The sequence below is a fragment of the Microbacterium sp. MMO-113 genome (assembly GCF_037148555.1).
Classification (GTDB): Bacteria; Actinomycetota; Actinomycetes; order Actinomycetales; family Microbacteriaceae; genus Microbacterium.
Genome location: NZ_JBBCTD010000002.1, coordinates 707,147 through 721,802, shown reverse-complemented (window position 1 = coordinate 721,802; position 14,656 = coordinate 707,147). Strand labels below are relative to the sequence as shown.

Here is a 14,656-nt window from a genome sequence, read left to right as displayed (position 1 = left end):
CTCCTGTGTCGGAAATTCTTTTTGAGAAGTCTGGGCTTCGACAGGCTCAGCCATCGCGGGGATGGCTGAGCCCGTCGAAGGATTAGATCTCGTCGATCGAGGCGGCCTCGAAGCGGCTGGAGATGTTGATACCGAGTTCCTCTGCGGCGCGGAACGCCTCGTCGTCGGTGTCGCGGAGGTTGACCAGCGTGCCGTCAGCCGAGAGGACCTCGACGTTCAGGCAGAGCGACTGCATCTCCTTCATGAGCACCTTGAACGACTCCGGGATGCCGGGCTCCTGGATGTTCTCGCCCTTGACGATGGCCTCGTACACCTTGACGCGGCCGAGGATGTCGTCGGACTTGATCGTGAGGAGCTCCTGGAGGGCGTACGCCGCACCGTAGGCCTCGAGGGCCCACACCTCCATCTCACCGAAGCGCTGTCCACCGAACTGCGCCTTACCACCGAGCGGCTGCTGGGTGATCATCGAGTACGGACCGGTGGAACGGGCGTGGATCTTGTCGTCGACCAGGTGGTGGAGCTTCAGGATGTACATGTAGCCCACGGAGATCGGCGCCGGGAACGGCTCGCCGGAGCGGCCGTCGAACAGCTGCGTCTTCCCGCTCGAGTCGATCAGACGGACGCCGTCGCGCGTCGGGAGCGTCGAGTCGAGGAGACCGGAGATCTCCTCCTCGCTCGCACCGTCGAACACCGGGGTCGCGACCTTCGTGCCTGGTGCGGCCTCGAACGCCTCCTGCGGGAGCTTCCCAGCCCACTCCGGAGTGCCCTCGACCTTCCAGCCCTGCTTGGCGATCCACCCGAGGTGGGTCTCCAGCACCTGACCGAAGTTCATTCGTCCAGGGATGCCGAGCGGGTTCAGCACGATGTCGACCGGCGTGCCGTCCGAGAGGAACGGCATGTCCTCGATGGGGAGGATCTTCGCGATGACACCCTTGTTGCCGTGGCGGCCGGCGAGCTTGTCGCCCTCGGTGATCTTGCGCTTCTGGGCGATGTAGACCACGACACGGCGGTTCACGCCGGAGCCGAGCTCGTCGTCGCCGTCCTCGGCGTTGAACTCCTTGACCGCGATGATCGTGCCCTGCTCACCGTGGGGCACCTTCAGCGACGTGTCGCGGACCTCGCGGCTCTTCTCGTTGAAGATCGCGCGGAGCAGACGCTCCTCGGCCGACAGCTCGGTCTCGCCCTTCGGCGTGACCTTGCCGACGAGGATGTCGCCGGGGCGGACCTCGGCGCCGATGCGGATGATGCCGCGCTCGTCGAGGTCCTTCAGCAGCTCCGGGCTGACGTTGGGGAGGTCACGGGTGATCTCCTCCTTGCCGAGCTTGGTGTCGCGGGCGTCGACCTCGTACTCCTCGATGTGGATCGAGGAGAGGGTGTCGTCCTTCACCAGGTCCTGGCTCAGGATGATGGCGTCCTCGAAGTTGTAGCCCTCCCACGTCATGAACGCGACGAGGAGGTTCTTCCCGAGGGCGAGCTCGCCGTTCTCGGTGGCGGGGCCATCGGCGATGACCTCTCCGACCTCCACGCGCTCACCGGCGTTGACGACGACCTTCTGGTTGTAGGAGGTGCCCTGGTTCGAGCGGTCGAACTTGCGCAGGTGGTACTCCTGCGTCCCGCCCTCGTCGAGCATGACCACGACGCGGTCCGCGGAGACCTCGGAGACGACACCGGCCTTCTCGGCGGTGATCACGTCACCGGCGTCGATGGCGGTGTAGCCCTCCATACCGGTTCCGACGAGCGGCGAGTCGCTGCGCAGCAGCGGCACGGCCTGACGCTGCATGTTGGCGCCCATGAGCGCGCGCTGCGCGTCGTCGTGCTCGAGGAACGGCACGAGCGAGGTCGCGACCGACACCATCTGGCGCGGCGAGACGTCGATGTAGCCGATCTCCTCCGGGAGGAACAGGTCGACCTCACCGCTGCCGCCCTTGGGGCGCGCGAGCACGTGGCTCTCGCGGAAGCGACCCTTCGCATCGAGCGGCGCGTTGGCCTGCGCGATGTTGAAGTCGACCTCCTCGGAGGCGGTCAGGTAGTCGATCTGGTCGGTCACGACACCGTCGACGACCTTGCGGTACGGGGTCTCGATGAAGCCGAACGAGTTGATGCGCGCGAAGGTCGCGAGCGCACCGATCAGACCGATGTTCGGGCCTTCCGGCGTCTCGATCGGGCACATGCGGCCGTAGTGCGAGGGGTGGACGTCACGGACCTCGACGCCGGCGCGGTCGCGGCTCAGACCACCGGGGCCCAGGGCCGACAGACGACGCTTGTTGGTCAGACCCGCGAGCGGGTTGTTCTGGTCCATGAACTGCGACAGCTGCGAGGTTCCGAAGAACTCCTTGATCGCGGCGACGACGGGGCGCACGTTGATCAGGGTCTGCGGCGTGATGGCCTCGATGTCCTGCGTGGTCATGCGCTCGCGGACGACGCGCTCCATGCGGGACAGACCCGTGCGGACCTGGTTCTGGATCAGCTCGCCGACCGCGCGGATGCGACGGTTGCCGAAGTTGTCGATGTCGTCGGTCGCGAGACGGATCTCGGTCTTCTTGCCGCCGCGGATGCCCTCGAAGGTCTCCTCGGTGCCCGCGTGCAGACGCACGAGGTACTTGATCGTGGCGACGATGTCCTGCACCGTCAGCACCGACTCCGTCAGCGGGGTGTCGAGACCCAGCTTGTGGTTGATCTTGTACCGGCCGACCTTGGCGAGGTCGTAGCGCTTCGGGTTGAAGTAGAAGTTGTCGAGCAGCGCGCGGGCGGCCTCGGCGGCCACCTGCTCGCCCGGACGCAGCTTGCGGTAGATGTCGCGCAGCGCGTCTTCCTTGGTGACGATCGTGTCCTTCGCGAGCGTCTCCTCGATGGAGGTGTAGCCGGCGAACTCCGCGAGGATCTCCTCGCTGGTCATGCCCAGCGCCTTGAGGAAGACCGTGACGGACTGCTTGCGCTTGCGGTCGACACGCACGCCGACCTGGTCGCGCTTGTCGATCTCGAACTCGAGCCAGGCACCACGGCTCGGGATGACGCGCGCCGAGACGATGTCCTTGTCGGACGTCTTGTCGGGGGTCTTGTCGAAGTAGACACCCGGCGAGCGCACGAGCTGCGAGACGACGACGCGCTCGGAGCCGTTGATGATGAACGTGCCCTTGTCGGTCTGCAGCGGGAAGTCGCCCATGAAGACCGTCTGGGTCTTGATCTCACCCGTGAGGTGGTTCATGAACTCGGCCTCGACGTAGAGCGGGGCCGCGTACGTCTTGCCGCGCTCCTTGCACTCCTCGATGGAGTACTTCTCGGGCTCGAGGTACGGGTTCGTGAACGACAGCTGCATCGTCTCGCCGAGGTCCTCGATCGGGGAGATCTCCTCGAAGATCTCGCCCAGACCGCTGTTCTCGTTCACGTCGGTGCGACCGGCGGCCTTGGCCTCGGCCACGCGCGCCTTCCAGGCGTCGTTGCCGACCAGCCAACCGAAGGACTCGGTCTGCAGGGCGAGAAGGTCGGGGACCGTCAGCGTGTCGGAGATCTTGGCGAACGAGAGACGGGAAGCTCCGCGTCCGTTCTTGGTGGTGGTGGATGTGGATGCGTTGGGAGCAGCAGCCAAGGGAATAACCTCCGTGAGCCCCGCAGGGCTTCTCGATTCCTTTGTCGTCAGGTGGAGTGCGCTCAGAAGCTCACGAGATGCCGACCACCATATGAGGGCAGGGAGAAGCGAGCGCAACTACCAACTATAGACGCGATCTCGCGACATGGCAAGCGCAATCCTTGACCAATCTTCGATGCTGCGGTAATGGGACCGCCGAGACCCCGCTTCCGCGCCGAAACCCCGCCCTCGCCGCGGAGGCAGGGCGGGGTTTCGGCGCGAAACCGGGGTCTCGGGTCAGGGACGATCAGGACGCGATGTTGAGCTCGTTGCCGGGGATCGAGGCGAGGAGGCGGCGCGTGTAGGGGTCGCGGGGGTTCGTGAAGATCTCCTCCGACGACGCAGCCTCCACGAGCTTCCCGTCCTTCATCACGCACACGTAGTCGCTGATGAGCCGCACCACCGCGAGGTCGTGCGAGATGAACAGGTAGCTCAGCCCGTACTCGCGCTGCAGGTCGCCCAGCAGCCGCAGGATCTGGTCCTGCACGAGCACGTCGAGCGCCGACACGGGCTCGTCGCACACGATGAGGTCCGGCGACAGGGCCAGCGCCCGCGCGATCGCGACACGCTGCCGCTGGCCGCCGGAGAGCTCGGACGGGTAGCGCCGCAGCATCGACTGCGGCAGCGCGACGTCGTCCAGGAGCTGCCGCACGCGCGTGCGCCGTTCCGCCCCGCTCCCCCGCTTGTAGAACTCCAGCGGCTCCGCGATCAGACGCTCGATCGTGAACATGGGGTTCAGGCTGGAGTACGGATCCTGGAAGATCGGCTGCACCCGCTGCCGGAAGTCCTTCGTCTCCGCGCGGCTCAGTGTCGAGATGTCCTTGCCCTCGTAGCGGATGAGGCCGCTCGTGGGCTCGATGACCTTGAGCAGCATGCGCGCGGTCGTGGTCTTGCCCGATCCGGACTCCCCCACGATCGCGACGGTCTCCCCGCGCGGGATCGCGAGCGAGACGTCGTCGACGGCGACGAAGTCCTCGTGCTTGCCGCGCACCGGGTACACCTTCGTGAGGTTCTCGATCTCGACGATGTTGCCCTTCGACGAGCTCAGGGACCCAGGGGCCGACTGCGACGCTGAGCCTGTCGACGCGTCGCGGACGAAGGCCTCGGGGCGCAGCCGTGCCACCGCCACCGACGGCGCCGCCTTCACGAGCGACTGGGTGTACGGATGCTGCGGATCCTCGAGGATCTGCCGCGCGGGGCCCTGCTCCACGACCTTGCCTCGGTGCATCACGATCACCCGCTCGGCGCGTTCCGCCGCGAGCCCGAGGTCGTGCGTGATGAGGAGCACGGCCGTGCCCAGCTCCCTCGTCATCTCGCCGATCTGGTCGAGGATGGTCTGCTGCACCGTCACGTCCAGGGCGCTGGTGGGCTCGTCCGCGATGAGCAGCCGCGGCTTGCACGCCAGCCCGATGGCGATGAGCGCCCGCTGCCGCATGCCGCCGGAGAACTCGTGCGGATACTGCTTGGCCCGGCGCTCCGGATCCGGAAGACCGGCGGCGGTCAGCGCCTCGACGACCTTGGCCTGCACGTTCTGCCGGGTGGCGAGGCCGTGGGCGAGCAGCGTCTCGGCGACCTGGGTGCCGATCTTCGCGACCGGGTTGAGGTTCGACATGGGGTCCTGCGGCACGAGGCCGATGTCCCGTCCGCGGATCGTTCGCAACTCGCTCTCGGAGGCGCGGGAGATGTCCCGCCCGTCGAGCTTGATGCTGCCGGCGGCCACCTTCCCTCCGCCCGCGAGCAGCCCGATGATCGCCATCGCGGTGGTCGACTTGCCGGAACCGGACTCGCCGACGATCGCCACGGTCTCCCCGGGGCGGATCTCGAGGTCGACGCCCTCGACGGCGTGCACGACGCCGTCCATGGTGGCGAAGTCCACCGCCAGGCCCTCGACCGACAGCAGGGGCTCGTCCGCCATGCCGTTCTCCTTCGCGGCGCGCACGGCGCCCTCGTCGCGGATGTTCATCGTGCCCTCGTCCTCGGGTCCATGGCTTCGCGCAGGGCCTCACCGAGCAGGGTGAAGCCGAGCGCGGTGACGGCGATGCAGATGCCGGGGAGGAACGCCAGCCACGGGGCGATCGCCAGCTCCGCCTGCGCGTACGTGAGCATGCGGCCCCATTCGGCCGTCGCGGGGCCGCCGCCGCCGAGGCCGAGGAACGACAGCGCCGCCGCATCGATCACGGCGGTGGCCAGGGTCAGGGTGCCCTGCACGATCACGGGCCCGATCGCGTTCGGGAGGACGTGCGACATCGTGATCCGGCCGCGGCCGAGACCGAGGGTCTGCGCCGAGAGCACGTAGTCGCTGGAGCGCTGCTGGAGCATGGACGCCCGCAGCAGGCGCGCGAAGATCGGCACCTGGGAGGCCCCGATGGCGATCATCACGGCGTACGGCGTCTGTCCGAGGATCGCGGCGATCGACACCGCCAGCAGGAGGTTCGGCACCGAGAGGATGATGTCGACGACGCGCATGATGACCGTGTCGACCCAGCCGCCGAACGTGCCGGCGAGGAGTCCGAGGATCATGCCGCCGACGAGGCCCATCGCGGTGGAGACGACGCCGATCAGCAGCGACGCCTGCGCGCCCCAGATGAGCTTCGACAGCACGTCGCCGCCGAACCGGTCCAGACCGAGCGGGAACTGCGGCAGCTCCCCCGGGCCGGGGATGTGCGTGGGCGTGATCTCCTTCGCCCCCGGGAGCGCGGTCTCGGGGTACGGAGCGAGGACCGGCGCGAGCACCGCGACGAGCAGGAAGAGGAGCACGATGACCGCGCCGATCCACGCCGTCGGATTGCGCCGGAGCCGGCGGAAGACGTCGCGCCAGAAGCCGCCGCCGCCGTCCTTGAGGTCGGCCTGGGCGATCGCGACGGTGTCGATGCTCCCGCCGCTCTCGGCGGACGGGCCCTGTGCGGGTGGGAGGGCGATGCTCATGCGAGCGCCTCCTTTCGGATGAGGGAGGAGGACATCACTGCACCCTCACTCTCGGATCGATGAAGCTGTACGACACGTCCACGGCCAGGTTGATGAGGGCGTAGGCGATCGCGATGAAGATGATGAACCCCTGCAGCACCGGGAAGTCGCGCGTGAAGATGGCCCGCGCGAGGAACGACCCGATGCCGGGGAAGGCGAAGACCGTCTCGGTGAGCACCGCCCCGGAGATGAGCAGTCCGGTCTGCAGACCGATCGTCGTGATGACCGGCAGCATGGCGTTGCGGAGGATGAACCGGCTGCGCAGCGTCGCCGAGCCCACGCCCTTGGCCCGTCCCGTCCGCACGTAGTCGGCGTTCTGCACCTCCAGCACGCTCGCCCTGGTGATGCGGACGATGATCGCGAGCGGGATGGTGCCGAGGGCGAGCGCCGGGAGGATCAGATGGAGGATCGCATCCCACGCGGCGTCGAACTCCCCCGTGATGATGCCGTCCCAGACGTAGAAGCCGGTGGGATGGGTCGCATCGATCCGGGGATCCTGCCGGCCGTCCGAGGGCAGCCACCCCAGCTGCACGGCGAAGACGTACTTGAGGATGAAGGCCAGGAAGAAGACCGGGATCGTGATGCCGATGAGGCTCAGCACGACCGACGCGTGATCGGTGAACTTGCCGTGGCGACGGGCAGCCCAGTATCCGAGCGGGATGCCGACGCCGATCGCGAAGATGAGCGCCGCGACGCTCAGCTCGATCGTCGCGGGGAAACGGCGGAGGAACTCCTCCGTGACCGGCCGGTTGGTCTGGATGGACGTGCCGAAGTCGCCCTGCAGCAGCCGGGTGACCCAGATGAAGTACTGCTCGATGAGGGGCTTGTTGAAGCCGTAGAGCTCGTTGACCCTGGCGATGGCCTCCGGGGTGGCCTTCTCGCCGAGGAGGGCGACCGCGGGGCCGCCGGGGAGGGCCCTGACCCAGGCGAACAGCAGGATGCTGAGCCCGAACAGGGTGGGGATGAGGAACAGCAGTCGCCTGCCGATGGTGCGCAGCACAGAGTTCTCCGTCGATCAGAAGGTACGCCGTGCCCCGGTCCCGCGAGAGCGGAACCGGGGCTCGGCATATCAAATGGTCAGGCCTACTTCGTGAGGACGATGTCCGTGAAGACCTCGTCGTTCACCGGGCTGGCGGGGTAGCTCTCGACGCGCGGGTCGAAGGCGAGCGTCGGCGCGGGGTGAGCGAGCGGGACGCCGGGGATGAACTCCGCGACCATCTCGTTGATGTCCTCGTAGAGCGCCGTCTGGTCGTCGAGGTTGGAGACCCCGCGCGCCTCGGTCAGCGCCTGGAACAGCTCCGGGTTGTCGAAGCCCCACTCGGAGCTCTTCTGTCCGAAGAACACGCCGACGAAGTTGTCGGTGTCGTTGTAGTCGCCGGTCCAGCCGAGCAGGTGGATGCCGTGGTCGGAAGTGCCGGTGGTGCGGTCGAGGTACTCGACCCACTCCTCGGAGACCGGGGTGGTCTCCACGCCGACCTCGGAGAGCTGCGACGACAGGACGGTGTAGATCTGCTCGGGGTCCGGCATGTACGGACGCGAGACGTTGACCGGGTAGTTGAAGTCCAGCGCCAGCGGGTTCGCCTCGTCGTAGCCGGCCTCCGCGAGCAGCTCCTTGGCCTTCTCCGGGTCGTAGTCGTAGGTCGTGACCTCGTCGTTGTAGCCGTTGACCACCGGCGGGACGAACTGCGTCGCCTTCTCGGTGCCCTCCGGGAGGACCTGGCTGATCAGCGCGTCCTTGTCGATCGCGTAGGACAGCGCCTCACGCACCTTCGGGTCCTGCAGCTCCGGGATCGCCTGGTTGAAGGCGAGGTAGAGGATCGTGAACGGGGGACGCGACACCATGGTGAAGTCGTCCTCCTCCAGGGCCTTCGTGTCGGCGGGGCCCACGAGGTCGTAGCCGTCGATGGAGCCCGACTCGAGCGCCTGGCGACGCGCCGTCGGGTCGTCGATGGTGCGGAAGATGATCTCGTCGATCTGGCCGGCCTCGCCCCAGTAGTCGTCGTAGGCCTTGAGCGTGACCTGCTCGCCCGGCGCCCACTCCTCGAACTGGTAGGGGCCTGTGCCGACCGGGTGGCCCATGGCGTACTCGGACAGCTGCGGCGCCTCGGCGGTGCCGCCGACCTCGTCCGCGCCGAACTCCTGCATCGCCGAGGGGCTCTGCATGCCGAAGGCCGGGAGCGACAGCGAGGCGATGAAGCCGGCGAACGGCTTGTTCAACTCGATCGTGACGGAGTTCTCGCCGTCGGGCGTGCAGGACTTGTAGACCGCGTCCTCCGGGTTGGAGGCGTAGCCCTTGAAGAGCTTGTTGTAGTAGTACCCGAAGGCCTCGGAGGCGGCGAGACCGGTCCAGTTGTACCAGCGGTCGAAGTTGGCGCAGACCGCCTCGGCGTTGAACGGGGTGCCGTCCTGGAAGGTCACGCCCTCCTTCAGCGCGAAGGTGTGGGACATGCCGTCCTCGGACGACTCCCACGACTCCGCCAGCAGCGGGGCCGGGTCGGCCGTGCCGGGCTCCGTGCCCACCAGACCCTCGAAGATCTGGCGCGAGACGCGGAAGGTCTCGCCGTCCTGCGCGAACGCCGGGTCGAGGCTCGCGGGATCGGACGAGGCGGCGAAGACGAACGTGCCGTCGACATCACCGGAACCCTCCGACCCGTTGTCCCCGCGCTCGCTGGCGACACATCCGGCGAGAGCGAGAGCGGCGATGGTCGCTCCGGTGATGACGGCGATTCCTCGCCGAGGCATGGCTGACTGGTGCATGGGTGTATGACCTTCCCTGTCGGGCGCTTCCTTGCGCGTCTCCGGGCATCGTCGCCGCGGAGACGGTGATTCCTCGAAGGTACCCAGCGGCCAGGCGGATGCCAAGAGTCCGATGTTGCGATCCGGTATCGACGCGGGGCCGCCCGTGATCCGGTAATGTCCAGAACGTGCCGGACACCACTCCCCGCGTCGTGTGCCTGGGCGAGGGCCTGGTCGCCCTCGTCGCCGCCACCGCCGGACCGCTCGAATCCTGCCGCACGTTCCACCGCTCCCTCGCCGGGGCCGAGTGGAACACCGCGATCGCGCTGGCCTCCGCCGGCATCCGCACCGCGGTCGTGTCCCGCGTCGGCGACGACGGCTTCGGACGCTTCCTCACCGCCGAGCTCCGTGCGCACGGCGTGGACGATCGGGCCGTGGAGGTCGACCCGGTCGCACCGACGGGGATCTACGTCAAGGAGCTCTCACCGCGGGCGGACGGCGCCGTGAAGGGGACGATGCACTACTACCGTGCCGGATCGGCCGCGGCGGCGCTGTCGCCGGCGTCGCTGGAGTCGCCCGTGGCGGTGGATCTGCTCGCCGCGGCGGCCCTCGTGCACACCTCCGGCATCACGCCTGCGCTTTCGCCCTCCGCACGCGCGGCCCAGGAGGCCCTGGTCGCGGCGCCGCGCCCCGGCCGTCTCGTCAGCTTCGATCTGAACTGGCGCCCCGCGCTGTGGCGGGGCCGGGAAGACGACGGACGCGCCGTCCTCACCGATCTCGCCCACCGCGCCGACGTCCTGTTCTGCACCCGCCCCGACGCCGAGGCCGTGTTCGGCACGAGCGCGCCGGACGACCTGCGCACGCTGTTCCCCGAGCCGCGCTACCTGGTCGTGACCGACCCCGCCGGCGCCGTGGCGTTCGACGGCGCCGAGCGCGCCGCGAGCGATGCCCTCGATGTGCCGGTGGTGGAGACGATCGGGGCGGGCGACGCCTTCGCCGCCGGCTTCCTCGCCGGCGTCCTCACCGGCCTGACGCTGCACGGAAGCCTGGCCCGCGCCCACCGCATCGCGACGCGCGCGATCGCCAGCACGCGCGACCACGTCGACTGATCCGGCGACGGCTCAGTCCGCGTGGCGGCCGTGACGCGGCGGGACCGCGTCGTGCGTGCGCTGCAACGACACTGCGACGTGCTCGCCCCGGTACTGCACGATGCGCACGAACAGCACATCGATGAGCGCGAGCTGCGCGATCCGGCTCGACATGGCGGCCATCCGGTACGGCGATTCCTGCGCCTGGCTGAGGAGCACGACGTCGGCGAGGGCCGCGAGCGGGGAGTCGGCAGCGCTCGTCACGGCCACCGCAAGGGCGCCCGCGGCCCGCGCGACCTCCAGGGCACGGACCGTCTCGGCCGTCTCGCCGCCGTGCGAGAAGGCGATCGCCACATCCGCGGAGGACCGCAGCGCGGCCGCGGTGACCGCGAGGTGCGGATCGGCCGAGTGGGTCACCGAGCAGCCGATCCGGGAGAGCTTGAGCTGGAGGTCCTGGGCGGTCAGCGACGACGCCGCCTGCCCGAACAGGTCGATGTGCCGGGCGACGACCACCGCCCGCGCCACCCGGTCGAGCGCGTCCGCATCGAGGGCCCTGGCCGTCTTCTCGATCGCGTCGATCTCCTGCGCCGCGAGCTTCGCGGCGATCGCCGCCGGTCCGTCGTCCCGGTCGATCGCCGTGGAGTCGAGTCCGAACCGGGCCTGCTGCGCCTGGGCCAGGGTGACCGCCCGCGCGACGGCGACCCTCAGCTCCCGGTAGCCGCTGTAGCCGAGCGACTGCGCGAAGCGCGCGACGGTCGACAGCGAGGTCTGGCAGAGCTGCGCGAGGTCGTTGATCGCGAGATCCACCACGAGGGTGGGGTCTCCGAGGATCCTCTCGGCGACGCGTCCCTCCGCCGCGCTGAGCTTGGGGAGGGAGCGCCGCACCACGGCCAGAACGTCGTCGTCCATGCGCTGATCCCGTCTCAACCGGCGGCGGTCGTCCTCTGTCGCGGCCGGAAGCGGCCGAGGAGCGCGTCCCGCGCGGTCTGAGCGCCGAGCCGGCTGGCGGCGCCGACCTCGACGGTCGGCAGCGGCAGCGGCTCCTGCACGGGCAGACCGACGTTCACCACGACCGCATCCGGGTCCCGGAGCGCGGTCCGCTCGATCAGCGCCCGCTGCGCCGGCTCGGCATCCGGTCGATCCACGAGGACGACCGTCGTGCCGGTCGCCGCGGCGACCTCGTCGATCACGGCGTCCTGTTCGGCCACGGGGCGTGCGGCCACGTCGAGCCGCACGCGGATGCCGTCTCCCGCGAGCGCCTCCGCGACGTACGATGCGGCGCTGTCCACCGCGAGCGTCGAGCGACGTCGCGCATCGATCACCGCCAGGGCCTCCGCGGCCTCGGGGGCATCGCCGGCGAGCGACACGGACCGACGGACGATCTCGGCGGCGTCGAACGCGGCGGCTCCCTCGTCCGGGGTTGCGCTCATGCGCAGTCGGTTCGCGAGGGCCGACACCCGCGCGGCGGCCTCCTCGACGCGCTCCCGGGAGAGCGAGCCGTCCCGCAGCGCGGCGACGATCCCGTCGCGGGCGGCAAGGAAGTCGCGCCGGTCCTGGTCGGGAAGAGCGGCCTCGCCGGGGTTGGTCGGGTTGCCGATGCACAGCAGGTCGGCACCGGCGGCCAGAGCGAGGGCGGCGCCCCCGCCGAGTCCGACGGTCTCGCGGATCGCGGCCATGTCCAGCGCGTCGGTGATGATGACGCCCCGGAAGCCCCACTCCCGCAGCATGCCGAGCACGCGCGGGTTGAGGGTGGCCGGCTGCGCGCCCCACGCGGGGACGACGATGTGCGCGGTCATGATCGCGTCCACCCCCGCCTCGACGGCGGCGCGGAACGGCTCGAGGTGCACGCGCTCGTACTCGGCCACGTCGAGAGCGATCTCAGGCAGGGCGTGGTGGGAGTCGAGGTGGGTGTCGCCGTGACCGGGGAAGTGCTTGACGCACGCGGCCGCCCCGCCGTCCTGGATGCCGTCGACCGTGGCGACGACGTGACGCGTCACCAGCGCCTCCTCGGCCCCGAACGAGCGGACGCCGATGACGGGGTTGCGCGGGTCGGTGTTGACGTCGGCGACCGGACCGAGCACGACGTTCGCACCGACGGCGCGCACGCGGCGGGCGAGCTCCGCCCCGGTCCGCTCCGACGCGACGACGTCGTCGAGGGCGCCGAGCTGTGCGGCACCGGGGAGGGTGGAGCCGCTTCCGGACTCCAGGCGCGTGACGCTGCCGCCCTCCTCGTCGACGCCGATCAGGGCGTGCGGGTTGGCGTCGACGATCTGCGCACTCAGCGCGGACAGCCCCTCACCGACGTTCTGACCGAAGTACACGACGCCGGCCAGGCCGTCGCGCAGCTCCTCCACGAGCCAGGCGGGGGCCGTGGTGCCGAGGAACCCGGGCCAGAGCACGCCGTTCGCGAGACGTTCAAGCTCGTCGGTCATCCCTTCACCGCCCCGGCGACCATGCCGGCGGAGAGCCGGCGCTGCACGATGACGAAGAAGATCATGACGGGGACGGTGATGATCGTCGAGGCGGCCATGATGCTGCCCCAGTCGTTCGAGTACAAGCCGAAGAACGACTTGAGGCCGATCGAGACCGTGTACTGGTCGGTCTGCGCGCCGAGGATCGTCATGGCGAAGATGAACTCGTTCCACGCCGTGATGAAGCTGAAGATGCTCGTCGCGACGAGGCCGGGCATCACGAGCGGCAGCAGGATGGAGCGGAACATCCGCCACCAGCTCGCGCCGTCGATGTAGGCGGCCTCCTCGAGCTCGACCGGGACGGCCGCGACGAAGCCGCGCAGCATCCAGATGCCGAACGCGAGCGACAGCGCCACGTAGACGACCATCAGGCCGATGATGCTGTTGAGCAGACCGAGGCTCTTGACCTGGAGGAACAGCGGGATGACGAGTGCCTCGAGCGGCACCATCTGCACCACGAGGATCATCATCAGGACCGTGGTGCGGAACTTGAAGCGGAAGCGCGCGACGGCGACCGCCGCGAGCAGGCAGACGATGGCGCTGACGAGGACGGTGACGAGGGCCACGATCGCCGAGTTGCGCAGGTACGTGCCGAAGCCGCCCTCCGTGAGCACGAAGGCGAAGTTGTCCCACGTGAACTCCTGCGGGAGGAGCGACTGACCGCCGCTGGACGCCTTGGCGTCGAACGCACTGGAGACCATCCAGTAGACGGGGAACAGGGTGAAGACGAGGACGGCGGCGACGCCGATGCCGAGTCCGATGCGCGACCGGAGCCTGGGGCGGGGGTTCACAGCTCGTCCTCCTTCATGAGGGAGCGGATGTAGACGATCGTGATGCCGATCAGCACGAGGGTCAGCAGCACGGCCAGCGCGGCGCCGAATCCGTAGCGGTTCTGACCGAACGACTCCACGTACGACCACACGCCGAGGTTGAGCACCTGACGGTTGCCGCCGCTGCCGCCGGGCATGAGGTAGACCTGCGCGAAGACCTTGAAGTCCCAGATCGTCGACAGGATGATGACGACGGAGAAGACGGGCTTGAGTGTCGGGAAGATGATCTTCCAGAAGCGGCGCCATGCGCCGGCTCCGTCGAGCGCCGCAGCCTCGAGCATCTCCTTCGAGACGCCCAGGAGCCCGGCGAGCACGGTGATGGCCACGAACGGGAAGCCGTGGTGGACGACGTTCAGCAGCACGATCGCGTAGAACGACCACTGGTTGGTGAACCAGTTGACCTGGCCGTCGATGAGGCCGAGGTCCTGCAGGACGCTGTTGAAGATGCCGCGGTCGGCATCGAAGATGAAGGTCCAGACGTACGTTCCGGTCACGGCGGGCATCGCCCACGCGACCATGATGCAGCTGGAGACGATGGTGCGCCACACGGTACCCAGGCGCGCCAGCAGCAGCGCCACGAGGGTTCCGAGTGCGACGGTGGTGAACACCGCGACGGCCGCGAAGCCGACCGTGTTGGGGAGCACCACCGTCCACAGGGTCGGATTGGTGAGCGCCTCGGCGTAGTTGGCCAGCCCGATCCAGTTGCTCTCACCGGTGTTGATCTCGCGCAGACCGTAGTCCTGCAGCGAGTAGAGGAACACCTGCACGAGCGGCCAGAGCATGAGCCCCGCGAGGATGATCAGCCCGGGGGCGAGGAGGAGCCAGGGGCGGGCCGTGACGATCGAGAGACCCCGACGCTTCCGGCCGCCGGCCACGGAGGCGGAGGAGGGCTCCGCCTTCGTGGCCGGCAGTGGCGCTTGCACCATCGACATGGAAGGAGTG

10 protein-coding genes are annotated in these 14,656 nt (G+C 69.0%); 1 reads left to right on the top strand and 9 read right to left on the bottom strand.

Going from position 1 to position 14,656, the window contains the following annotated elements; genetic code table 11:
• Positions 1-82 precede the first annotated feature (82 nt).
• The 5 genes from rpoB to WFJ36_RS10240 all read right to left on the bottom strand — a co-directional run bounded on the left by rpoB (position 83) and on the right by WFJ36_RS10240 (position 9,346).
• A complete protein-coding gene (rpoB, locus tag WFJ36_RS10260; protein WP_071327549.1) occupies positions 83-3,586 on the bottom strand; it encodes a DNA-directed RNA polymerase subunit beta in 3,504 nt (1,167 codons plus the stop codon).
• 286 nt (positions 3,587-3,872) lie between these two features.
• A complete protein-coding gene (locus tag WFJ36_RS10255; RefSeq protein WP_336643237.1) occupies positions 3,873-5,588 on the bottom strand; it encodes an ABC transporter ATP-binding protein in 1,716 nt (571 codons plus the stop codon).
• Entirely contained in the window at positions 5,585-6,550 is a 966-nt protein-coding gene (locus WFJ36_RS10250) for an ABC transporter permease (protein WP_259952983.1), read from the bottom strand. Before WFJ36_RS10250 ends, WFJ36_RS10255 begins: the two co-directional genes overlap by 4 nt.
• Positions 6,551-6,584: 34 nt before the next feature.
• Positions 6,585-7,589 (bottom strand): ABC transporter permease, encoded by a 1,005-nt coding sequence (locus WFJ36_RS10245; RefSeq protein ID WP_060922593.1) that lies wholly within the window; start codon positions 7,587-7,589, stop codon positions 6,585-6,587.
• A gap of 83 nt (positions 7,590-7,672) precedes the next feature.
• Positions 7,673-9,346 carry an ABC transporter substrate-binding protein gene (locus WFJ36_RS10240; RefSeq protein ID WP_071327551.1) on the bottom strand — a complete coding sequence of 558 codons (1,674 nt, stop codon included), beginning with the start codon at positions 9,344-9,346 and terminating at the stop codon, positions 7,673-7,675.
• 167 nt (positions 9,347-9,513) lie between these two features.
• On the opposite strand from WFJ36_RS10240, the gene WFJ36_RS10235 reads away from it, so the two are divergent.
• A complete protein-coding gene (locus WFJ36_RS10235) occupies positions 9,514-10,434 on the top strand; it encodes a sugar kinase (protein WP_336643236.1) in 921 nt (306 codons plus the stop codon).
• A gap of 12 nt (positions 10,435-10,446) precedes the next feature.
• Here WFJ36_RS10235 and WFJ36_RS10230 read toward each other — a convergent pair whose 3' ends face one another.
• Genes WFJ36_RS10230 through WFJ36_RS10215 form a run of 4 tightly spaced genes read right to left on the bottom strand, consistent with a single transcriptional unit; the run spans position 10,447 to position 14,646 of the window.
• Positions 10,447-11,322 carry a MurR/RpiR family transcriptional regulator gene (locus WFJ36_RS10230; RefSeq protein WP_071327553.1) on the bottom strand — a complete coding sequence of 292 codons (876 nt, stop codon included), beginning with the start codon at positions 11,320-11,322 and terminating at the stop codon, positions 10,447-10,449.
• Between the two features lie 14 nt (positions 11,323-11,336).
• Positions 11,337-12,845, bottom strand: a complete 1,509-nt coding sequence (locus tag WFJ36_RS10225; RefSeq protein WP_071327554.1) for a glycoside hydrolase family 3 protein — start codon at positions 12,843-12,845, stop codon at positions 11,337-11,339.
• Positions 12,842-13,675: a carbohydrate ABC transporter permease gene (locus WFJ36_RS10220; protein WP_025104419.1), complete on the bottom strand. Its 834-nt coding sequence runs from the start codon at positions 13,673-13,675 to the stop codon at positions 12,842-12,844. Before WFJ36_RS10220 ends, WFJ36_RS10225 begins: the two co-directional genes overlap by 4 nt.
• Positions 13,672-14,646: a carbohydrate ABC transporter permease gene (locus WFJ36_RS10215; RefSeq protein ID WP_025104420.1), complete on the bottom strand. Its 975-nt coding sequence runs from the start codon at positions 14,644-14,646 to the stop codon at positions 13,672-13,674. Before WFJ36_RS10215 ends, WFJ36_RS10220 begins: the two co-directional genes overlap by 4 nt.
• Positions 14,647-14,656 lie beyond the last annotated feature (10 nt).

What these genes read in the sequence shown, in the direction of transcription:
- WFJ36_RS10255 (WP_336643237.1), bottom strand. Translation starts at nt 5,588, where the DNA reads ATGAACATCCGCGACGAGGGCGCCGTGCGCGCCGCGAAGGAGAACGGC.
- WFJ36_RS10250 (WP_259952983.1), bottom strand. Translation starts at nt 6,550, where the DNA reads ATGAGCATCGCCCTCCCACCCGCACAGGGCCCGTCCGCCGAGAGCGGC.
- WFJ36_RS10240 (WP_071327551.1), bottom strand. Translation starts at nt 9,346, where the DNA reads ATGCACCAGTCAGCCATGCCTCGGCGAGGAATCGCCGTCATCACCGGA.
- WFJ36_RS10230 (WP_071327553.1), bottom strand. Translation starts at nt 11,322, where the DNA reads ATGGACGACGACGTTCTGGCCGTGGTGCGGCGCTCCCTCCCCAAGCTC.
- WFJ36_RS10225 (WP_071327554.1), bottom strand. Translation starts at nt 12,845, where the DNA reads ATGACCGACGAGCTTGAACGTCTCGCGAACGGCGTGCTCTGGCCCGGG.
- WFJ36_RS10215 (WP_025104420.1), bottom strand. Translation starts at nt 14,646, where the DNA reads ATGTCGATGGTGCAAGCGCCACTGCCGGCCACGAAGGCGGAGCCCTCC.